Source organism: Streptomyces sp. BK340 (genome assembly GCF_007827595.1).
Lineage (GTDB): Bacteria > Actinomycetota > Actinomycetes > Streptomycetales > Streptomycetaceae > Streptomyces.
On sequence record NZ_VISR01000004.1, the window covers coordinates 149482 to 170626 of the forward strand.

Sequence of the window (21145 nt, forward strand, 5' to 3'; positions counted from 1 at the left end):
CTGGGGGGTTCCCTGTGACCATCCAGCTCCCGGACTCCAAAGGAACGTTGAGGACGTACGAGCCCCGCCAGGAGCCGCTCGCCCTCACTCCCGGCACCCCCTTCACCTCCCGCACGGTCTTCTCGGCGGCCCACGTCGTCGCCGACCCGTACGCCGACGTGTCCCCCGACTCACCCGCCGCCGTCGACTGGGACGCCACCCTCGCCTTCCGCCGCCACCTGTGGTCCCACGGGCTGGGGGTCGCCGAGGCGATGGACACCGCCCAGCGCGGGATGGGCCTGGACTGGGCGGGCGCGGCCGAGTTGATCCGCCGGTCCGCGGCCGAGGCGCACGGCGTGGGCGGCCGGATCGCCTGCGGCGTCGGCACCGACCAGATCGCCGGCGGCACCCTCGCCGAGATCCGCGCCGCCTACGAGGAGCAGCTGGCGGTCGTGGAGGAGGCGGGCGCGCAGGCCGTCCTGATGGCGTCGCGGGCACTCGCGGCCGCCGCCCGCGGCCCCGAGGACTACCTGGAGACCTACGGCCATCTGCTCCGCCAGGCCGCCGAGCCGGTGATCCTGCACTGGCTCGGCCCGATGTTCGACCCCGCCCTGGAGGGCTACTGGGGCTCACCGGACCTCGACGCGGCCACCGGCACCTTCCTGGAGGTCATCGCCGCGCACCCGGACAAGGTCGACGGCATCAAGGTCTCCCTGCTGGACGCCCGGCGGGAGATCGACCTGCGCCGCCGCCTCCCGCAGGGGGTGCGCTGCTACACGGGGGACGACTTCGACTACCCGGAGCTGATCGCGGGCGACGAGTCGGGCTTCAGCCACGCCCTGCTCGGCATCTTCGACCCGCTGGGCCCGCTGGCGGCCGAGGCGGTGCGGGTCCTGGACACGGGGGACACGGGCGGCTTCCGCGCGCTGCTCGATCCGACGGTCGGCCTGTCCCGCCACCTCTTCCGGGCCCCGACCCGCTTCTACAAGACCGGAGTCGTGTTCCTGGCCTGGCTGGCGGGCCACCAGTCCCACTTCGCGATGGTCGGCGGCCTCCAGTCGGCCCGCTCCCTGCCGCACTTCGCCCGCGCCTACGAACTCGCCGACGGCCTCGGCCTGTTCCCTGACCCGAAACTGGCCGAGGAACGCATGAAGAACCTGCTGTCGCTGTACGGGGTGAACCAGTGAGCACCGGACTCGAACGCTTCTCCATCAACCAGATGACGGTCAGGCAGCTGTCCCTCCCCGAACTGGTGGACGCCTGTGCGCAGTCGGGCGTGCCCGGGGTCGGGCTGTGGCGCGAGCCGGTCCGGTCGTACGGCGTGCCGAAGACCGCCAAGCTCGTCCGGGACGCGGGCCTGTCGGTGACGACCCTGTGCCGGGGCGGTTTCCTCACGGCGATCGACCCGGCCGAGCGGGGGCAGGCCCTGGCCGACAACCGCCGGGCGATCGACGAGGCGGCCGTGCTCGGCACGGACACACTCGTCCTGGTCTCGGGCGGCCTGCCCGCCGGCTCGCGCGATCTGCACGGCGCCCGCGAACGCGTCGCCGACGCACTGGCGGAACTGGGCCCTCATGCCGAATCCCACGGCGTACGCCTCGCCATCGAACCCCTGCATCCCATGTACGCGTCCGACCGCTGCGTGGTCTCCACCCTCGCCCAGGCCCTGGACCTCGCCGAGCGTTTCCCGGCGCATCAGGTGGGCGTGGCCGTGGACACGTACCACATCTGGTGGGACGACCGGGCCCCCGCCCAGATCGCCCGCGCCGGCGCGGGCGGCCGCATCCACACCTTCCAGCTCGCCGACTGGACCACCCCCCTGCCCGAGGGCGTCCTCAACGGCCGGGGCCAGATCGGCGACGGGTCGATCGACATGCGGGAGTGGAAGGGCTACGTGGAGGCGGCCGGTTACACCGGACCGATCGAGGTCGAGCTGTTCAGCGAACGGTTGTGGGCGCGGGACGGGCGGGAGGTGCTGGCGGAGACGGCGGAGCGGTTCGTGACGCACGTCGCCGGTTGAGCGCCGAGGGACCCCCGCCGGGGTGGCAGGGGTCCGGCCCGGCGGTTCTCAGCTCTCGTTGTGGCAGTTGTACGGGTTGGGATCGTCGAAGTCGTGCCCGGCGAAGCAGCTCTTGAAGTCGTAGCCGTTGGGCTTGAACAGGAACGCCATGTCCTGGGTGTTGTTCCAGATGTAGTTGCCGCTGCCCCAGTACAGGTGGCCGGCGGTGTTGGTGCCTCGGCCGGTGTGCAGCTTGACCGTCCTGCCCGCGCCGATCCTGTACGACGGCAGCACGTAGCGGTGCCCGGCCGTGTCCTCGACCGACCAGCCCTTCAGCTGCACCGCGGAGGAGGTGCCGTTGTGGATGTTGATCCACTCGTTGTTCAGACTCGTGTTCGAGCGGGTGTCACTGCCCGGGCTGTCGTACTGCCAGCCGCCGAAGTGAACGGTCTTCGGATCGGTGGCGGCATGGGCCGGAGCGGTGGCAAGGGCACCGGCGGCCACGACTGCAGCGGCGACCAACACGGGGTACGTCTTCATGGGGTCCCTCCCTGAGCATCCAGAAACCCCTGCTCAGCGTTGCGACGCGCGGGAGCTGGGGCGGCTGACATGGTGACACACACCACCCACGTGATCCCATGGGTCACACCGTGCCGAACCACGCCTCGGCGAGCGAGGGCAGCGTCTCCCCGGCAGGTACGGGCAGTTCCTTCAGGTACCAGGGGAGATCGCTGTACACGTGCAGCAGTGTGTACGCGAGCAGTTGGGACGGGTCGAAGGTGTGGCCGTACGCCCCGGCCAGCCGGGCCAGCAGGCCGGGATCGGCGCGGGTGACGAACAGGCCGACGCCCACGAAGTCGTACGCACGGTCACCGATCATGGCCGGTTCGAAGTCGAAGAGCCCGGTCAGGCGCCAGCCGTCGGGATCGACGAGGAAGTGCTGCCGCATGACCTCGGTGTGCAGCAGGGAGGGGTGCGGGGCGCGCGGCAGGCAGACCGAGGCGAGGAAGTCCGGGATCTGCTCCAGCCAGGCGTCCGGCAGCCGTCTGGCGCGCTGCCGTGCCACGGCGTCGGCGGTACGGCGGTCCACGAAGGCGCCCCAGTCCCCGGGGCCGAGGACGTCCGTGAGGGGACCGGGGCCGAGGGAGTGCAGCACCGCCAGGGTCTCGCCGATCTCGGCGACGAGCCGCTCGCGGTGGCTCCGCGGCACCCGGTCCCACACCTCGGCCAGGTTCTCACCACGGAGGCGGGACATCAGGACGTACCGCCAGCCGTTCTCGTACGCGCCGAAGCCGCGCACCTGCGGTGTCGGCACCGGCAACCGGCCCTCGAGGTGGGTGAGGACGCGCCCTTCGGCGACGCCGTCCCCTGCGGATGCTCCGGGGAACAGCTTGAGAACATGCTCTTCACCCACGGCGTAGACGGGCAGCGAGCCGTCCGGGAACCGGGTCAGCGGTGCGCCGGCCAGACCGAGGCGGGCGCAGAGGTCCTCCGCTCCCGGGCGCATCACCGTCTCGTCGGGGACGACCGCGTCCCGCTCCTCGTCCGTTTCCACCGGAGGCAGCATGACCGCGACCGTAGGCGGGCGGGTCCCGGGGAGCAACGGGATTCCAGGGTCCCGGCAGGGCGGAAAAAATCTCGCGGGGTCGTACAACCCTTTCCCCACATGGTGTGTCGTACCGTGCGTCAGGACTTCTGGGGGGGGGATTCCGGGGGGGATCCGGGGGGTTCTGATACGGAGGGGAAAGCCGAGGGGGCGTACCCGGTCGACGGACCGGGTACGCCCCCTCGAAAAGTCAGCCGGGGGTCCGGGCGCCGGCCCGGCGCAGCGAGCCGACCTCCGCGGCCGTCGGGTACGACCCCTGGGCGCCCCGCTTCGTCACCGCCGTCGCACCGACGCGGGCCGCGTAGGCCGCGGCCTCGGCCAGGGCGGAGCCCGAGCCCAGCTGCCAGGCCAGGGCCGCCGTGAACGCGTCGCCCGCCCCGGTCGTGTCCACCGCGTCCACCTGCACCGACGGCACCCGGGTCACACCGGAGGAGTCGGCCACCAGCGCCCCCTGCGCGCCCAATGTCACGACCACCGAGCGCGGGCCCCTGGCCAGCAGCAGCCGCGCCCAGTCCGCGGGCTCCTCGCTCACGCCCGGGTCGCCGAGGAGCACCCGCGCCTCGTGCTCGTTGACGATCAGCGGGTCGCATGCGGCCAGCACCTCCGTGGGCAGCGGGCGCGGCGGGGACGGGTTCAGCACGAACCGGCTGCCCTCGGGGAGGTTCCGCACGACCTCCACGACCGTCTCCAGCGGGATCTCCAGCTGCGCCGACACCACCCGCGAGCCGAGCAGGAGGCTGACGGCGGCCCGGACGTCGGCCGGGGTCAGGCGGGCGTTGGCGCCGGGGGACACCACGATGCTGTTGTCCCCGGAGGGGTCGACGGTGATGAGCGCGACGCCCGTCGGCGCCCCGCCCACCAGCACGCCCACCGGGTCCGCCCCGGCCGCCCGCAGTGAGTCGAGCAGCAGCCGGCCGTGGTCGTCGTCGCCGACCCGGGCCAGCAGCGCCGTACGCGCCCCGAGCCGGGCGGCCGCGACCGCCTGGTTGGCACCCTTGCCGCCCGGGTGGACGGCGAGGTCGCCGCCGAGCACCGTTTCGCCGGCGGCCGGCCGCCGCTCGACGCCGATCACCAGGTCGGCGTTGGCCGAACCCACGACCAGGAGGTCGTAGTCGTACATCAACTGTCTCCCAACACGGGTGCGTTCGAATGTCATGAGCCGGGACTCGGACGGACGACCGTGGAGTCGGCGGCCCGGTAGGGGGTGTCCACGAGTTTTCCCCACTGTCGGAGCCGGGCGGTAGCGTCGGATCATGTCCAATCTGGCGGTGGTCGAAGGGGTCCTGGAGCGGATCACGTACGCCAACGAGGAGAACGGCTACACGGTCGCCCGGGTCGACACCGGCCGGGGCGGCGGCGATCTCCTCACGGTGGTGGGTGCGCTGCTCGGAGCCCAGGTCGGCGAATCCCTCCGCATGGAGGGCCGCTGGGGCTCCCACCCCCAGTACGGCAAGCAGTTCACGGTGGAGAACTACACGACGGTCCTGCCGGCCACCGTCCAGGGCATCCGCCGCTACCTCGGATCCGGTCTGGTCAAGGGCATCGGCCCGGTCTTCGCCGACCGCATCACCCAGCACTTCGGCCTGGACACCCTGCAGATCATCGAGGAGGAGCCGAAGCGGCTGATCGAGGTCCCCGGCCTCGGCCCCAAGCGGACGAAGAAGATCGCCGACGCCTGGGAGGAGCAGAAGGCGATCAAGGAGGTCATGCTCTTCCTCCAGACCGTCGAGGTCTCCACGTCCATCGCGGTGCGGATCTACAAGAAGTACGGCGACGCGTCGATCTCGGTCGTGCGGAACGAGCCCTACCGGCTGGCCGCAGACGTCTGGGGCATCGGCTTCCTCACCGCCGACAAGATCGCCCAGTCGGTCGGCATCCCGCACGACAGCCCGGAGCGGGTGAAGGCGGGCCTCCAGTACGCGCTGTCCCAGTCCGCCGACCAGGGCCACTGCTTCCTGCCGGAGGAGCGGCTGATCGCGGACGCGGTCAAGCTGCTCCAGGTCGACACCGGGCTGGTCATCGAATGCCTCGCCGAGCTGGCCGAACCGGCCCAGGAGGGCGCGGATCCCGGGGTCGTGCGGGAGAAGGTGCCCGGCCCCGACGGGGAGGCGGAGCCCGTCACCGCCGTCTACCTCGTGCCCTTCCACCGTGCCGAACTCTCCCTCTCCGCCCGGCTGTTGCGCCTGCTGCGGACGCCGGAGGACCGGATGCCGGCCTTCCGGGACGTGAACTGGGGCAAGGCGCTTGGCTGGTTGAGGTCCCGCACCGGAGCCGACCTCGCCCCCGAGCAGGAGGCCGCCGTCCGGCTCGCGCTGACCGAGAAGGTCGCCGTGCTCACCGGCGGGCCCGGCTGCGGCAAGTCCTTCACGGTCCGCTCGATCGTGGAACTGGCCCGCGCCAGGCAGGCCAAGGTGCTGCTGGCCGCCCCCACCGGCCGCGCCGCCAAACGGCTCGCCGAACTGACGGGCGCCGAGGCCTCCACGGTCCACCGGCTGCTGGAGCTGAAGCCCGGCGGTGACGCGGCCTACGACCGGGACCGCCCGCTGGACGCCGACCTGGTCGTCGTGGACGAGGCGTCCATGCTGGACCTGCTGCTCGCCAACAAGCTGGTGAAGGCGGTGCCGCCGGGGGCCCATCTGCTGTTCGTCGGGGACGTCGACCAGCTGCCCAGCGTCGGCGCCGGGGAAGTGCTGCGCGACCTGCTGGCCGAGGGCGGCCCGGTCCCGGCCGTGCGGCTCACCCGGGTCTTCCGGCAGGCCCAGCAGTCCGGGGTGGTCACCAACGCGCACCGCATCAACGCCGGGCAGCATCCGCTCACCGACGGCCTGAAGGACTTCTTCCTCTTCGTGCAGGACGACACCGAGGAGGCCGGCCGGCTCACCGTGGACGTGGCCGCCCGGCGCGTTCCGGCCAGGTTCGGGCTCGACCCGCGCCGGGACGTCCAGGTGCTCGCGCCCATGCACCGCGGCCCGGCCGGTGCCGCCACCCTCAACGGCCTGCTCCAGCAGGCCATCACGCCCGGCCGGCCCGACCTGCCGGAGAAGCGGTTCGGCGGCCGGGTCTTCCGCGTCGGCGACAAGGTCACCCAGATCCGCAACAATTACGAGAAGGGCAAGAACGGAGTCTTCAACGGCACCGTGGGCGTGGTCACCTCGCTCGATCCGGTCGAGCAGCGACTGACGGTGCTGACGGACGAGGACGAGGAGGTTCCGTACGAATTCGACGAACTGGATGAACTGGCTCACGCGTACGCGGTGACGATCCACCGTTCACAGGGGAGTGAATATCCCGCCGTGGTGATCCCCGTCACCACGGGGGCATGGATGATGCTTCAGCGGAACCTCCTGTACACGGCGGTGACACGGGCCAAGCGACTGGTCGTCCTCGTCGGTTCACGCAAGGCGATCGGGCAGGCGGTGCGCACGGTCTCGGCCGGACGGCGCTGCACGGCACTGGATTTCAGGCTCAGGGGCTCCTGACCGGCCCCTGAGCAGGGGCGGCGGCAGGGATGGAGAGTCGCGTCACAAAAAATGATCGATCAAACGAGTCGCAAAGGTCACAGAGCACTTCCAGATGCCGGTCGGAGGGGGCAGGATGAGCAGGTTGGCGGCACTGAGTGCCGCCAATAGGCCCAATGGTCGACCCCGAGTGCACTCTCCTGAGCCAAATGGGGGATGGTAGAGACAGTCAGGGCACCTCGAAGATGAGGCACTACGTCGGGTGAGGGAAGACGTGAGCGACAACTCTGTAGTACTGCGGTACGGCGACGGCGAGTACACCTACCCGGTGGTCGACAGCACCGTCGGTGACAAGGGCTTCGACATCGGGAAGCTCCGCGCCCAGACCGGTCTGGTGACTCTGGACAGCGGTTACGGCAACACGGCCGCCTATAAATCCGCCGTCACCTACCTGGACGGCGAAGCGGGCATCCTCCGCTACCGCGGCTACCCCATCGAGCAGCTCGCCGAGCGCTCCACCTTCCTCGAGGTGGCGTACCTGCTCATCAACGGTGAACTCCCGACCGTCGACGAGCTGAGCACGTTCAAGAACGACATCACGCGGCACACCCTGCTGCACGAGGACGTCAAGAACTTCTACAGGGGCTTCCCGCGCGACGCCCACCCGATGGCCATGCTGTCGTCGGTCGTCTCGGCGCTGTCCACCTTCTACCAGGACAGCCACAACCCGTTCGACGAGAAGCAGCGCAACCTCTCCACGATCCGCCTGCTCGCCAAGCTTCCGACGATCGCGGCGTACGCGTACAAGAAGTCGATCGGTCACCCGTTCGTCTACCCGCGCAACGACCTCGGCTACGTCGAGAACTTCCTGCGCATGACCTTCTCGGTCCCGGCGCAGGAGTACGACCTGGACCCGGTCGTCGTCTCCGCGCTCGACAAGCTGCTGATCCTGCACGCGGACCACGAGCAGAACTGTTCGACCTCCACGGTCCGCCTGGTCGGCTCCTCGCAGGCCAACATGTTCGCGTCGATCTCGGCCGGCATCTCCGCCCTGTGGGGCCCGCTGCACGGTGGCGCCAACCAGTCCGTCCTGGAGATGCTCGAGGGCATCCAGGAGGCCGGCGGCGACGTGGACTCCTTCATCCGCAAGGTGAAGAACAAGGAGGACGGCGTCCGCCTGATGGGCTTCGGCCACCGGGTCTACAAGAACTTCGACCCGCGCGCCAAGATCATCAAGGCCGCCGCGCACGACGTCCTCTCCGCTCTCGGCAAGTCCGACGAGCTGCTGGACATCGCGCTCAAGCTGGAGGAGCACGCGCTCTCCGACGACTACTTCGTCTCGCGCAGCCTCTACCCGAACGTGGACTTCTACACCGGCCTGATCTACCGCGCCATGGGCTTCCCGACCGAGATGTTCACGGTCCTGTTCGCCCTCGGCCGCCTGCCGGGCTGGATCGCCCAGTGGACCGAGATGATCAAGGAGCCGGGCTCCCGCATCGGCCGCCCGCGCCAGATCTACACGGGCGTGGTCGAGCGCGACTTCGTTCCGGTCGAGGAGCGCTGAACGTACTGAGTGTGAGGGCCTGCTCGTCGGGCGGGCCCTGAACCAGTGCTGAGCGGGTTGCGAGGCAGGTCGCTGCCGAGCAGGAGAACAGCAGAAGGCGCCCTGAGCCGTCAGTCCCCCCACGGGCCGACGACCAGGGCGCCTTCCCATGTCCCGGTGCGGATTCCCCCCACGGGATCCGGCCGGGCGCTCGGAGAGGACAGCGCCTGAATCGCTGTCTGAGCACAACGAGCAAAACCCGTCGTACTCCAGTGATGCGGTGCGATCTGCCGGGACAACGCACGCTGGGAGGGCCGCTCAAAGCTTCCCGGTGTGCGTGCCCCGGCAACGCATCTCTGAGGAAGTCCCCCAAGACATCCCCAGATGCCAGTCAGCGCCCCCCAAGACGCTGTTCTGACATCGCCAACTTAGACCTTCGAACCCCTTCGATGGTTACGTTCGCGTCACTGTGATCTGCGTCTCTTGCATATGTCCCTTAGGTGCGCAAGAGCCCCGATACGACGATCGAGGCCCAAGCGTAAGGAAGATGCGCGAGCCTTGTGAAGAGCTTATGTGAGGCTCGCGCCCGACTCTAGAGGCACTCTTACTTCAGCTCCACCTAACCCCCGGTAACACCGGTGGGCTTCAGCGGAACCGGCGCAGTCGCAGGCTGTTGGTCACCACGAAGACCGAGGAGAAGGCCATCGCCGCCCCCGCGATCATCGGGTTCAGCAGGCCCGCGGCGGCCAGCGGCAGCGCGGCCACGTTGTAGCCGAAGGCCCACACCAGGTTGCCCTTGATCGTGGCGAGGGTGCGCCGGGAGAGCCGGATGGCGTCCGCGGCCACCCTGAGGTCCCCGCGGACCAGGGTCAGGTCGCCGGCCTCGATCGCCGCGTCCGTCCCGGTGCCCATGGCGAGCCCCAGGTCGGCGGTGGCGAGCGCGGCCGCGTCGTTGACGCCGTCGCCGACCATCGCCACGGCGCGTCCCTCGCGCTGCAGCCGCCGTACGACGTCCACCTTCTCCTCGGGGAGCACCTCGGCGATCACCTCGTCGATGCCGACGGTGCGCGCGACCGCCTCGGCGACGGTCCGGTTGTCCCCGGTGAGCAGCACCGGCGTGAGCCCGAGGGCGCGCAGCTCGCGCACCGCCGCGGCGCTGGTCTCCTTGACCGCGTCGGCGACGGCGAGGACTCCGCGGGCCCGCCCGTCCCAGCCGACCGTGACGGCCGTACGGCCGTCCTGCTCGGCCTGGCGCCCGGCCCGGGCCAACTCCTCCGGGAGGACGTCGAACAGCCGCCCCACGGCCACCTCGCGGCCTTCCACGCGCCCGCGTACGCCCCGCCCGGGGACGTTCTCGAAGTGTTCGACCTGGGGGAGCGTGCCGGCCCTCCCCGGCTCTCGGCTTCGCTCGAGCGGAGGGATCCCCGTCTCGGCGCCCGCTGCGATCGCCCGCGCGACGGGGTGCTCGGAGGCGTGCTCCAGGGCCCCGGCGAGCCTCAGCACCTCCTTCTCGTCCTCGCCGTCGGCGACGTACACCGCCTGGAGGGTCATCCGGCCGGTGGTGACCGTGCCGGTCTTGTCCAGGACGACAGTGTCGACGCGGCGCGTGGACTCCAGCACCTCGGGTCCCTTGATGAGGATGCCGAGCTGGGCGCCGCGGCCGGTGCCGACCATCAGCGCCGTCGGCGTGGCGAGGCCGAGCGCGCAGGGGCAGGCGATGATCAGCACGGAGACGGCGGCCGTGAACGCGGCGGAGGTGTCCCCGGTGGCCGCCAGCCAGACGCCGAACGTGCCGAGCGCGATGAGGATGACGACGGGGACGAAGACGGCGGAGATCCGGTCGGCGAGCCGCTGCACCTCGGCCTTGCCGTTCTGTGCGTCCTCGACCAGCTTCGCCATCCGGGCGAGCTGGGTGTCCGCGCCGACCCGGGTCGCCTCCACCACCAGCCGGCCGCCCGCGTTGACCGTGGCGCCGGTGACCTGGTCGCCGGGGCCTACGTCCATCGGCACCGACTCGCCGGTCAGCATGGCCGCGTCCACCGCGGAGAGGCCCTGGACGACCCTGCCGTCGGTGGCGATCTTCTCCCCGGGCCGCACCACGAACCGGTCGCCCACGGCCAGTGAGGCCACCGGCACACGCACCTCGCGCCCGTCCCGCAGGACGGCGACGTCCTTCGCGCCCAGCTCCATCAGGGCCTTCAGGGCCGCGCCCGCGCGACGCTTGGAGCGGGCCTCCAGATAGCGGCCGAGGAGGATCAGCGCGACGACTCCGGCGGCGACCTCCAGGTAGATGGTGGAGGCCGCGTCCATCCGCGAGACGGTGAGGCGGAACTCGTCGTGCATGCCGGTCATGCCCGCGTCGCCGAAGAACAGCGCCCACAGCGACCAGCCGAACGCGGCCAGCGTGCCGACGGAGACGAGGGTGTCCATCGTGGCGGCACCGTGCCGGGCGTTGGTCCAGGCGGCCCGGTGGAAGGGCAGGCCGCCCCAGACGACGACCGGCGCGGCGAGCGTGAGCGAGAGCCACTGCCAGTTGTCGAACTGCAGCGCCGGGATCATGGCGAGCAGGACGACGGGGGCGGCCAGCAGCACGGAGACGAGCAGGCGGCGGCGGAGGGCGGTGAGTTCCGGGTCGCGCCCGGCGGCTTCCCGGACCTCGGGTTCGGGCTCCGGCGGCGCGGGCTCCTCGGCGGTGTAGCCGGTCTTCACGACGGTCGCGATCAGGTCGGAGACCTGGACGCCCTCGGCGTAGCTGACCTTCGCCTTCTCCGTCGCGTAGTTCACGGTGGCGCTCACGCCGTCCATGCGGTTGAGCTTCTTCTCCACCCGTGCGGCGCAGGAGGCGCAGGTCATCCCGCCGATGAGCAGCTCGACCTCGGACGTGCTGCCTATCTCGCTCGCTGTCTGTGTGGTGGTGCTGGTCATGTCCGGACTCCAGACATCGGACCGGACCGTGCGGATCCAGTATCAGCTGGTCGGCACGGCCCGGTCGGTGAAAGTTTTCGGGGCTCGCGCCCGGTGTGAGGGGCGGGCCCGGTCGCTCGGGTCGTGCGCTCAGGCCCTGCCGGCCAGCTCGAAGCCCGCCTCGTCCACGGCGGCACGGACGGCCTCGTCGTCGAGCGGGGCCTCGGAGACGACGGTCACCTCGCCGGTCGACGCGACGGCCTTGACCGAGCTGACGCCGGGAATCTGGGAGATCTCGCCGGAGACGGAACCCTCGCAGTGGCCACAGCTCATGCCGGTCACCTTGTAGACAGCGGTGACGGAGCCCGAAGTGTCGGTCTGGGCGGTCATGTCGTTACTCCTCGTCGTGGCGTGTGCGGCCGGTGGGGCCCACGGGGGAGTCCCACGTTTCTCAGACTATACCCCTAGGGGGTATTTCTCCAAGAGGTGCCCCGGTGTGCCAGTGACCGCACCCAGGCGATGCCGGCCACGGCGACGAGCATCAGACCGCCGACCGAGAACAGGGTGAACAGGTGCTCCTGCACGGCGCTGGGCCGCGGGATGTACCCCTGTGCGAACAGCTCCGGTGCCAGGCCGGTGCCCGACAGCCGGGCCACCAGCCAGATCGCGATGCCGTGTGTGGCGTCCCACAGAGCGTGCAGCACGGAGACGCCCAGCCAGGCACCGACGACCGGCGCGGCGAGCCGGAAGTGCCCGTTCGGGCGGCGGCGGGCGAGCAGGGCACCGCCCGCGATCGCCGTCCACAGGCCGTTTCCGAAGGGGGCGAGCACCCCGCGCAGGATCTCCGTCTCCAGCAGCGTCCTGAGGTCGATGCCGTCGGCGGAGACGGCCGCGGCGAACGCGTACCCGCAACTCTCCAGGGCCGCGAAGCCGAAGCCGACGGCCGCGCCGAGCACCAGCCCGGCCCGCATCCCGCGGATGCCCGGCTGCCGGCGCAGCACGAACGCCAGCGCGCCGAGCTTGGCCGCCTCCTCGGTCAGACCGGTGACGGTGAACATCCCCGGGGAGGGGCGGAGCAGGTACGACTCCGTCAGCGAGGCGCCGAGCACGCCGAGCCCGCCGCCCGCCAGTGCGCAGCCGAGGATCGCGCTGACGCCCAGGTCCCGGCCGTGCCGCTCGTACGCCCACAGCACGAACACGACGGGGACCAGGAAGCCGCCGAGCAGGATGAGGGTCGGCAGCGGTGCGGTGTTCCGGGTCGCGTACGTCACCAGCGCGGTCAGCGCCCACAGGGTGAGCCCGCCGCCCAGGCAGCGCTTCCACAGGCCGGCGCCGATGCGCGGGTACGGCGGCGGGGGCTGCTGGGGGCCGGGAATGCGGGCCCGGGGCGTACCGGGCGGCGGCGAGTGGGTCACGTCGGTCCCCTAGAGCTCCTGCTGGGCGATTTATCCGCACTCTAGGCAGATGTTCCCAGGGGTGCAGTCCGGGGACCGCCGCGGGGTCACGCGCTGCCGAGCCGGTCGCCCACCAGGGGCTGCAGGTAGCGGATCAGGACGTCCTTGATCTCCTGGACGTAGGCCGCACGCTCGGCGCCCTCGTGGGCGAGGACCAGCTCCAGGCCCGCCTTGTAGATGCCGAGGCAGACGTGGGCCGTGCGCGTGACGTCGGCCGGGCCGGCCTCGGGCAGGAGGGAGCCGAGCAGGCCCTCGATGCGGCCGATCACGGTGGCGTGCAGCTGGTCGTGGGCCTCTGCGATCCTGCCGGGCACGTCGGGGCCGTGCATCAGTGCGAAGAAGACCGGGTGCTCGGTGTTGAAGGTGATGAACCGGTCGACGGCCGCGCCGATGGCCTCCTCCAGGGAGGTGGCGGGGTCGACCGGGGTCAGCACCTCGCCGTACGTCTCCTGCATCTGGTGCATGAGCCGGTCGCCCAGCTCGACGGCGAGCGCTTCCTTGTTCGGGAAGAACTGGTAGAGCGTGCCCGGCGAGACACCCGCCTCGCGGGCGATGGCGTTGGTGCTGGCGGCCGTGTAGCCGGTGGTGCAGAAGACCCGGGCGGCGGCCTGGAGCAGCTGCGCGATACGGCGTTCACCGCGTGCCTGACGACGGCGCGGCTGCTCCTTCTCCGAGGTGTCGGACACGCGATATCCCCAGCCCTTCGAAGGCGATTGACAAACGCGAGCGGTCGCTCGCATTCTTGAGAAACGCGAGCGATCTCTCGTGTTTGCCAGTTTATGGCAATGACCGATCCATGCTGCCTGCCTGCACAGACATGGGTCAGGGTGAAGGGGACACCGCACGATGACCGAAGTCAACAAGGCGCCGCACCCGGGGGACGGACCGCCCCGCGTCGGGGGCTGGACACGTTTCGTGACTGCCCGCCCGCGCCTGTCGTTGCTGGTGGCCCTGGTGCTCACCGCACTCGCCGTGGTGGCCGGCAGCGGTGTCGCGGACCGTCTGGGCAGCGGCGGCTGGGAGGACCCGGCCGCCGAGTCGACGTACGCGACCAAGGCACTGGAGCGCGAGTTCCCCGACTCCCAGCCCAACCTGCTGCTCCTGGTGGACTCCGGCCGCGCCTCCGTGGACGACCCGGCGGTCGCCGCCCGGGCCCGCGCCCTGGCCGAGCGGCTGGCCACCGAGCAGGGCGTGACCGGCGTCGGCTCCTACTGGCAGTCGAAGTCGCCCGCCATGCGCGCCAAGGACGGCCACGAGGCGCTCATCGCCGCCCGCATCACCGGCGACGAGAACGCGATGGGCAAGACCCTGGACCGCATAGCGCCCCACTACCGGGGCACGCACGGCCCGGTCCGGGTGAAGGTCGGCGGCATCGTCGCGGTACGGCACGAGATGCAGACGATCATCAAGGAGGACCTCACCCGAGCCGAGATGATCGCCCTGCCCATCACCCTGATTCTGCTGGTGATGGTCTTCGGCAGCGCGATCGCGGCCCTGCTGCCGCTGGGCATCGGCATCGTCGCCATCCTCGGCACGAACGCGGTGCTGCGCGGTCTGACGTCCTTCACCGACGTCTCCGTCTTCGCGCTGAACCTCACCACGGCCCTCGGTCTCGGCCTCGCCATCGACTACGCCCTGTTCATCGTCCGCCGCTACCGCGAGGAACTCTCCACCGGAGCCGACCCGCTGACCGCCGTGGGCACGACCCTGCGCACGGCCGGCCGCACGGTCCTGTTCTCCGCCCTCACCGTCGCGGTCTCCCTGGCCGCCATGATGGTCTTCCCGCAGTACTTCCTGCGGTCCTTCGCCTACGCCGGCATCGCCGTGGTCCTGCTCGCCGCCGCAGCCGCGCTGATCCTGCTCCCGGCCGCCCTGCTCCTGCTCGGCCACCGGGTCAACTCCCTCGACCTGCGCCGCCTCCTGAGCCGCGGCCGGGAGCCGAAGGCCGCAGGCACCGAAGGCACCGCCTGGGCCCGCGCCGCCACGCTGGTGATGCGCCGCGCCCCCCTCTTCGCGCTCGGCACGACCGCCCTGCTGGTACTCCTCGGACTGCCCTTCCTGGGCGTGAAGTTCGGCACCGCCGACGACCGTCAGCTGCCCTCGGGCGCCGAGTCGCACGTGGTGCAGCAGCACCTCCGGGACGGCTTCCCGGGCACCCCCGGCGGCGGTCTGGAGATCCTCGCCGAGGGCAAGGCCGACGAGACCCAGTACGCGGACTACAAGCAGCGGGTGGCCGCCCTGCCCGAGGTGGTCCGCGTCGACGGCCCGCTGGTCAAGGGCTACACGGCCTACTTCACGGTGCAGCCGAAGGGCGAGGCCGTCGACACCGCCGCCCAGAACCTGGTCGGCGACCTGCGCTCGCTCAAGGCTCCCTTCGACACCAAGGTGACCGGCACGGCGGCCGTCCTGGTCGACTCCAAGCACGCGATAGGCCAACGCCTGCCCTGGGCGGGTGCGTTCATCGCGATCGTCACCCTGCTGCTCGTCTTCCTGCTCACCGGCAGCGTGCTGATACCCCTGCAGGCGGTCGTGCTCAACGCGCTCAGCCTGACCGCGATGTTCGGTGCGGTGGTCTGGGTGTTCCAGGACGGCCACCTCTCCGGAGCGCTCGGCTTCACCAGCCCCGGCTCGATCGAGACCACCCTGCCCGTCCTGATGTTCTGCGTGGCCTTCGGCCTCTCCATGGACTACGGCGTGTTCCTGCTCTCCCGCATCAAGGAGGAGTACGAGCGCACCGGAGACCACAACGAGGCGGTCCGCCACGGACTGCAGCGCACCGGCGGGCTGATCACCGCGGCGGCGGTCATCCTCGCGGTGGTGATGGTCGCCATCGGCACCTCCCGGGTGACCAACACCAAGATGCTGGGCCTCGGCATCGCCCTCGCGGTGCTGATGGACGCGATGGTCGTCCGCAGCCTCCTGGTCCCGGCGATCATGCGGCTCACGGGCCGCGCCACCTGGTGGGCCCCGGCCCCGCTGCGCCGCTTCCACCAGCGGTTCGGACTCAGTGAGGGCGAACCGGCCGTGCCGGCAGAGGAGGAGAAGGAGCCGGCGGGGGTGTGAGGCCCGTGGCTTCCATGTCAGGGTGAGCGCATGAGAGCCGTGGTGTTCGAGCAGTACGGAAAGCCGGCCGAGGTGCGGGAGGTGCCGGACCCGGAGCCCGCCGAGCACGGGGTGGTGGTGCGGGTCGAGGCGACCGGGCTGTGCCGCAGCGACTGGCACGGCTGGATGGGGCACGACCCGGACATCACGCTCCCGCACGTGCCGGGGCACGAACTCGCCGGTGTCGTGGAGGCGGTGGGGACCCGGGTCACCGGCTGGCGGCCCGGCGACCGGGTCACCGTGCCGTTCGTCTGCGCCTGCGGCACCTGCCCCTCCTGCGCGGCCGGCGACCAGCAGGTGTGCGAGCGCCAGACCCAGCCCGGCTTCCACCACTGGGGCTCCTTCGCCCAGTACGTGGCCCTCGACCACGCCGATGTGAACCTGGTCGCCGTCCCGGACGGGATGACGTACGCCACGGCCGCCGCCCTCGGCTGCCGCTTCGCCACCGCCTTCCGCGCGGTGGTGCGGCAGGGCCGGGTGGCGGCGGGGGAGTGGGTCGCGGTGCACGGCTGCGGCGGGGTCGGGCTGTCGGCGGTGATGATCGCCGCGGCCTCGGGGGCGCGGGTGGTCGCCGTCGACGTGTCGCCCCGGGCCCTGGACCTGGCACGGAAGTTCGGGGCGGCCGAGTGCGTGGACGCGACCCGCGTGCCCGGCACCGCGGCCGCCGTCCAGGAGCTGACCGGCGGTGGCGCCCATCTCTCCCTCGACGCCCTCGGCTCGCCCGCCACCTGCGCGGCCTCCGTCGACTCCCTGCGCCGTCGCGGCCGGCACGTCCAGGTGGGCCTGCTGCCGTCGGCGGACGGCACCACTCCCGTCCCGCTGGCCCGCGCCATCGCCCTGGAGCTCGAACTCCTCGGCAGCCACGGCATGGCCGCCCACGCCTATCCGGGCATGCTGGAGCTGGTCGGGTCCGGGGTGCTGCGTCCGGACCTGCTCATCACGCGCACGATCGCGCTCGACGCGGTCCCCGAGGCCCTGGCGGCGCTGGGGACGGCGCCGGGCGCGGGTGTGACGGTCATCGAGCCGTGGAGTTGAGCGCGGCCCACTCGCGGTCCAGGATCGACATGATCACCTCGTCGGTCCACGCACCGTCCTGCCGCTGTATCTCCCGCCGGACGCCCTCGACCACGAACCCGACCTTCTCGTAGACGTGCAGGGCCCGGCGGTTGTGGGCGTAGGCGCCCAACTCGATCCGGTGCAGGCCGAGTTCCCCGAAGCCGTGGCCGACGATCAGCCGGGCCGCCTCGGTGCCGATGCCGCGGCCGCGGCCCCTCGGGCCGATCAGCGTGCGGAAGGTGCAGCTGCGGGCGGCCGGGTCGTACTCGTACAGGACGACCTCGCCGAGGACTTCGCCGGTCGCGGGGTCGGTGACGGCCAGGTCGAGACGGTCGGGGGCGGTGGCCCGGGAGCCGTACCAGGACCGCACCCGCTCCGGGGTCAGGTCGGTGGACGCCGCGTAGGTGAAGCGGACCACCTCGGGGTCTTCGATGATCTCCCACATGACCTCGGCGTCGGCCTCGGTGAAGGGGCGCAGGACGGTCCTGTGGCCGGTCAGGACGGGTTTGACGGAGAAGCTCATGAGGCGACTGTGCCCCACGCGGAAGGTGGGGCACAGGTGATTTTCCGGAGGCCAAGCCCCAAAGGCCAAGTCCCCGGGGCCACGTCCGAAAGGCCGGGTCCGGGAGGTCAGTCCATTCTTCGGCCCCGGTTGCCCGGCCGGGAGGCGACCCAGGCGCGGACGGTGTCGGCGTGCCAGTAGGGCTTGCCGCCCTCCACGTGGTCGGGCGGAGGCAGCAGGCCGTGCTTGCGGTAGGACCGTACGGTGTCCGGCTGCACCCGGATGTGCGCCGCGATCTCCTTGTAGGACCAGAGTCCTCGGTCGGTCATGAGTTGCACCTCCCTGCGCGCGCCGCGGCGGCGGCCGGGGCGGCCGTCGGGGGAGCCGGGCGCTGCGCCGGCGATCACCAAGCCTGTGCCCGGTGAACGACGCAGAGTGACCGCGGGAAAGCGGCTGTTGGCCGGGTGTGACCGAGAACCCGCATAGGCGCGACATCTGTGACAGGAAGAGGGTGTTTGTGACACGCCCGCAGCAAAAGGTGTGCGTCGGCGCGAAGGCCGGGCCGCGCCTCCTAGGGGCGCGAAGCTGTCTCCTCCGTAGGCGCTCTCACGCCCCGCACGACCGGAGGAACGCCCGGGTCCGCCGAGCGATGGGCAGCGGAGCGTCCGGCTCGCACGGGTACATGTCCTGTTCGACGATCCCGAACAGCTCCGCCCCCAGCTTCTGCGCGGCCTCCAGTACCGGCCCCAGCGCGGGCACCCCGGACGGCGGCTCGCACATCACGCCCTGGGCGACCGCCGGCCCGAACGGCGTCCCCTTGGCCCGTACGTCGGCGAGGATCTCCGGGTCGACCTGCTTCAGGTGCAGGTACCCGATCCGCTCGCCGTACGTCTCGATCAGCTTGACGCTGTCCCCGCCGCAGTAGGCGTAGTGCCCGGTGTCCAGGCACAGCGAGACCAGGCCGGAGTCGGTGCCGTCGAGGAAGCGGGTGACGTTCTCCTCGCTGTCGATGTGGGTGTCGGCGTGCGGGTGGACCACGATCGACAGGCCGTAGCGCTCCCGCACCTCGTGGCCGAGACGCTCGGTCAGTGAGGTGAGATTCCGCCACTGCTCGGGGGTCAGCGTGTCGGGCTCCAGCACCTCGCCGGTCTTGTCGTCCCGCCAGAAGGAGGGGATGACGACCAGGTGGCGGGCGCCCATCGCCTGGGTGAGGGCGGCGATGTCGGAGACGTGTGCCCAGGTCTCGTCCCAGACCGCCGTGCCGTGGTGCAGGCCGGTGAAGACCGTGCCGGCCGACACCTTCAGGCCACGCCGGCCGGTCTCCTCGGTGAGCACGGCCGGGTCGGTCGGCAGATAGCCGTAGGGGCCCAGCTCGATCCACTCGTAGCCCGAGTCGGCGACCTCGTCCAGGAAGCGCTGCCAGGGGACCTGCCGCGGGTCGTCCGGGAACCAGACGCCCCAGGAGTCGGGCGCCGATCCGATCCGGATACGGGAAAGTGAGGAGGGTGACAACGCCGTCATGGTCGTCAGCGTGCGGGGTGGTGGAAAGCGGTGTCAAGCTCTGGTCCGAATGTCTGGACAAAACATTGACAGGGCTCGGCGGACAGGACTAGAAATCCGGGGAGAGCCGTGACGAAGGGAAGCCGATGGCGTACGACCTGATCACCATGGGGCGGATCGGAGTGGACCTCTATCCACTGCAAACCGGTGTCCCGCTCGCCCAGGTGTCGTCCTTCGGCAAGTTCCTCGGCGGGTCGGCGACGAACGTGGCGGTGGCCGCCGCCAGGCTCGGCCGGCGGACCGCCGTGATCACCCGCACGGGCGACGACCCGTTCGGCGCCTATCTGCACGAGGCCCTGCGCGGCTTCGGCGTCGACGACCGCTGGGTCGCCCCGGTGCCCGGACTGCCCACGCCGGTCACCTTCTGCGAGGTCTTCCCGCCGGACGACTTCCCGCTGTACTTCTACCGGCAGCCCAAGGCGCCGGACCTGGAGATCGACGCCCACGACCTGGATCTGGACGCGATCCGCGAGGCAGGCATCTTCTGGGTCACCGGCACCGGCCTGAGCGAGGAGCCCAGCCGTACGGCGACCCTCGCGGCCCTCGCCCACCGCGCGAAGTGCGGCACGACGGTCTTCGACCTCGACTGGCGGCCGATGTTCTGGCACGACCCGGCCTCGGCCCGTCCCTTCTACGCCGAGGCGCTGCGCCACACCACCGTGGCCGTCGGCAACCTGGACGAGGTGGAGGTCGCCACCGGAGTGCGCGAACCCCACGCCGCGGCCCGCGCGCTGCTGGACGCCGGGGTCGAGGTCGCCGTGGTCAAGCAGGGACCCAAGGGCGTCCTCGCCGTCAACAGCAGGGGCGAGTCCGCCGAGGTCCCGCCGCTCCCCGTCAACGTCCTCAACGGGCTCGGCGCGGGTGACGCCTTCGGCGGCTCCCTCTGCAACGGCCTGCTGGCAGGCTGGGACCTGGAGACGATCATGCGACACGCCAACGCGGCCGGCGCCATCGTGGCCTCCCGCCTGGAGTGCTCCTCCGCGATGCCCACCCCCGACGAGGTGGCCGCCGCGCTCGAGGCCGGAGCGGTCCTGTGAGGGCGGGCAGGGTGGCGGGCACCCACCACGAGGGCGGGGACGGCAGCCGGACGCCGCGCGTCGACGTCGCCGAGCTGGTCCACACCCGCACCCACCACCCCGAGGCGATCGCCGAGGCCGCGCTGCGCCGGGCCCGCCGCCCGCTGCTGAACGAGAACGGCCGGCTGATGATCGTCGCCGCCGACCACCCGGCCCGCGGCGCACTCGGCGTCGGCGACCGCAAGCTCGCCATGGCCAACCGTGCCGACCTGCTGGAACGCCTGTGCCTCGCACTGTCCCGGCCCGGCGTCGACGGCGTCCTCGCCACCGCGGACATCCTGGACGACCTGCTCCTGCTCGGCGCCCTCGACCACAAGGTCGTCATGGGCTCCATGAACCGCGGCGGCCTGCAGGGTGCCAGCTTCGAGCTGGACGACCGCTTCACCGGGCACCGGCCCGAGGACATCCAGCGCCTCGGCTTCGACGCCGGCAAGCTGCTGCTGCGCATCGACTACGACGACCCCGGCTCCCTGACCACCCTGGAGTCCACCGCCAGGGCCGTCGACGCGATGGCCGCGCTCCGGCTCCCGGTCTTCGTGGAGCCGTTCATCAGCCGGCGCGGCCCCGACGGGCGGCTCCGCAACGACCTGAGTGCCGAGGCGGTCACCAAGTCCATCGCCATCGCCTCGGGCCTCGGCGGCTCCTCGGCCTACACCTGGCTGAAGGTGCCGGTCACCGAGAACCCCGACGACATGGCCCGGGTCATGGAGGCCTCCACCCTGCCGGCCGTGCTGCTCGGCGGCGACATCGGCGACTCGCCCGAGGAGCAGGTGGCCGCGTACGAGAAGTGGCGCGGGGCGCTGCAATTGCCCACCGTGCGCGGCCTGGTGGTCGGCCGCTCGCTGCTGTACCCGGCGGACGGCGACGTGGCCGCCGCCGTGGACACCGCCGTAGGACTGCTGTGAG

18 protein-coding genes are annotated in these 21145 nt (G+C 71.4%); 8 read left to right on the forward strand and 10 right to left on the reverse strand.

What is annotated here, in order from left to right; all coding sequences use genetic code 11:
• Nucleotides 1-14 precede the first annotated feature (14 nt).
• Nucleotides 15-1166, forward strand: coding sequence for a dihydrodipicolinate synthase family protein (locus FB157_RS10090; RefSeq protein ID WP_145878130.1), 1152 nt, complete (start codon nt 15-17; stop codon nt 1164-1166).
• A gap of 32 nt (nt 1167-1198) precedes the next feature.
• A complete protein-coding gene (locus tag FB157_RS10095) occupies nt 1199-1999 on the forward strand; it encodes a sugar phosphate isomerase/epimerase (RefSeq protein ID WP_145878658.1) in 801 nt (266 codons plus the stop codon).
• Between the two features lie 48 nt (nt 2000-2047).
• Here FB157_RS10095 and FB157_RS10100 read toward each other — a convergent pair whose 3' ends face one another.
• From FB157_RS10100 to FB157_RS10110, 3 genes are all read right to left on the reverse strand, one after another.
• A complete protein-coding gene (locus FB157_RS10100) occupies nt 2048-2518 on the reverse strand; it encodes a lamin tail domain-containing protein (protein WP_145878132.1) in 471 nt (156 codons plus the stop codon).
• Nucleotides 2519-2621: 103 nt separating this feature from the next.
• Nucleotides 2622-3545, reverse strand: coding sequence for a phosphotransferase (locus tag FB157_RS10105; RefSeq protein WP_186581437.1), 924 nt, complete (start codon nt 3543-3545; stop codon nt 2622-2624).
• A gap of 229 nt (nt 3546-3774) precedes the next feature.
• The gene (locus tag FB157_RS10110; RefSeq protein ID WP_145878133.1) at nt 3775-4704 is read right to left on the reverse strand and encodes a ribokinase; all 930 of its coding nucleotides are present in this window, start codon (nt 4702-4704) and stop codon (nt 3775-3777) included.
• A gap of 133 nt (nt 4705-4837) precedes the next feature.
• Between FB157_RS10110 and FB157_RS10115 the strand changes: the two genes are divergently transcribed.
• Both FB157_RS10115 and FB157_RS10120 read left to right on the forward strand, forming a co-directional pair.
• Nucleotides 4838-7063 (forward strand): ATP-dependent RecD-like DNA helicase, encoded by a 2226-nt coding sequence (locus FB157_RS10115; protein ID WP_186581438.1) that lies wholly within the window; start codon nt 4838-4840, stop codon nt 7061-7063.
• Nucleotides 7064-7316: 253 nt separating this feature from the next.
• On the forward strand, nt 7317-8606 hold the full coding sequence (locus tag FB157_RS10120; RefSeq protein ID WP_145878135.1) for a citrate synthase: 1290 nt from the start codon (nt 7317-7319) through the stop codon (nt 8604-8606).
• A gap of 624 nt (nt 8607-9230) precedes the next feature.
• Here the strand turns inward: FB157_RS10120 and FB157_RS10125 are convergent.
• The 4 genes from FB157_RS10125 to FB157_RS10140 form a co-directional block, all read right to left on the reverse strand.
• Nucleotides 9231-11510 carry a cation-translocating P-type ATPase gene (locus FB157_RS10125; RefSeq protein ID WP_145878137.1) on the reverse strand — a complete coding sequence of 760 codons (2280 nt, stop codon included), beginning with the start codon at nt 11508-11510 and terminating at the stop codon, nt 9231-9233.
• 129 nt (nt 11511-11639) lie between these two features.
• Nucleotides 11640-11879, reverse strand: a complete 240-nt coding sequence (locus tag FB157_RS10130) for a heavy-metal-associated domain-containing protein (RefSeq protein WP_145878139.1) — start codon at nt 11877-11879, stop codon at nt 11640-11642.
• A gap of 74 nt (nt 11880-11953) precedes the next feature.
• A complete protein-coding gene (locus FB157_RS10135) occupies nt 11954-12904 on the reverse strand; it encodes a PrsW family intramembrane metalloprotease (protein ID WP_145878142.1) in 951 nt (316 codons plus the stop codon).
• Between the two features lie 86 nt (nt 12905-12990).
• Entirely contained in the window at nt 12991-13629 is a 639-nt protein-coding gene (locus tag FB157_RS10140; protein ID WP_261386241.1) for a TetR/AcrR family transcriptional regulator, read from the reverse strand.
• Between the two features lie 160 nt (nt 13630-13789).
• Between FB157_RS10140 and FB157_RS10145 the strand changes: the two genes are divergently transcribed.
• A complete protein-coding gene (locus FB157_RS10145; protein WP_145878145.1) occupies nt 13790-16006 on the forward strand; it encodes an MMPL family transporter in 2217 nt (738 codons plus the stop codon).
• 30 nt (nt 16007-16036) lie between these two features.
• Nucleotides 16037-17080 carry a zinc-dependent alcohol dehydrogenase family protein gene (locus FB157_RS10150; protein WP_145878147.1) on the forward strand — a complete coding sequence of 348 codons (1044 nt, stop codon included), beginning with the start codon at nt 16037-16039 and terminating at the stop codon, nt 17078-17080.
• On the opposite strand, the gene FB157_RS10155 is transcribed toward FB157_RS10150, so the two are convergent.
• The 3 genes from FB157_RS10155 to FB157_RS10165 all read right to left on the reverse strand — a co-directional run bounded on the left by FB157_RS10155 (nt 17061) and on the right by FB157_RS10165 (nt 19124).
• Entirely contained in the window at nt 17061-17624 is a 564-nt protein-coding gene (locus FB157_RS10155) for a GNAT family N-acetyltransferase (RefSeq protein WP_145878149.1), read from the reverse strand. The two genes, FB157_RS10150 and FB157_RS10155, sit on opposite strands and share 20 nt — an antisense overlap.
• 107 nt (nt 17625-17731) lie before the next feature.
• Nucleotides 17732-17932 (reverse strand): AlpA family transcriptional regulator, encoded by a 201-nt coding sequence (locus FB157_RS10160; protein ID WP_145878151.1) that lies wholly within the window; start codon nt 17930-17932, stop codon nt 17732-17734.
• 277 nt (nt 17933-18209) lie between these two features.
• Entirely contained in the window at nt 18210-19124 is a 915-nt protein-coding gene (locus FB157_RS10165) for a sugar phosphate isomerase/epimerase (RefSeq protein ID WP_186581439.1), read from the reverse strand.
• Between the two features lie 125 nt (nt 19125-19249).
• Between FB157_RS10165 and iolC the strand changes: the two genes are divergently transcribed.
• Nucleotides 19250-20200 (forward strand): 5-dehydro-2-deoxygluconokinase, encoded by a 951-nt coding sequence (iolC, locus tag FB157_RS10170; RefSeq protein WP_145878155.1) that lies wholly within the window; start codon nt 19250-19252, stop codon nt 20198-20200.
• Nucleotides 20201-20211: 11 nt separating this feature from the next.
• On the forward strand, nt 20212-21144 hold the full coding sequence (locus FB157_RS10175) for a deoxyribose-phosphate aldolase (RefSeq protein ID WP_145878663.1): 933 nt from the start codon (nt 20212-20214) through the stop codon (nt 21142-21144).
• Nucleotide 21145: the final 1 nt, after the last annotated feature.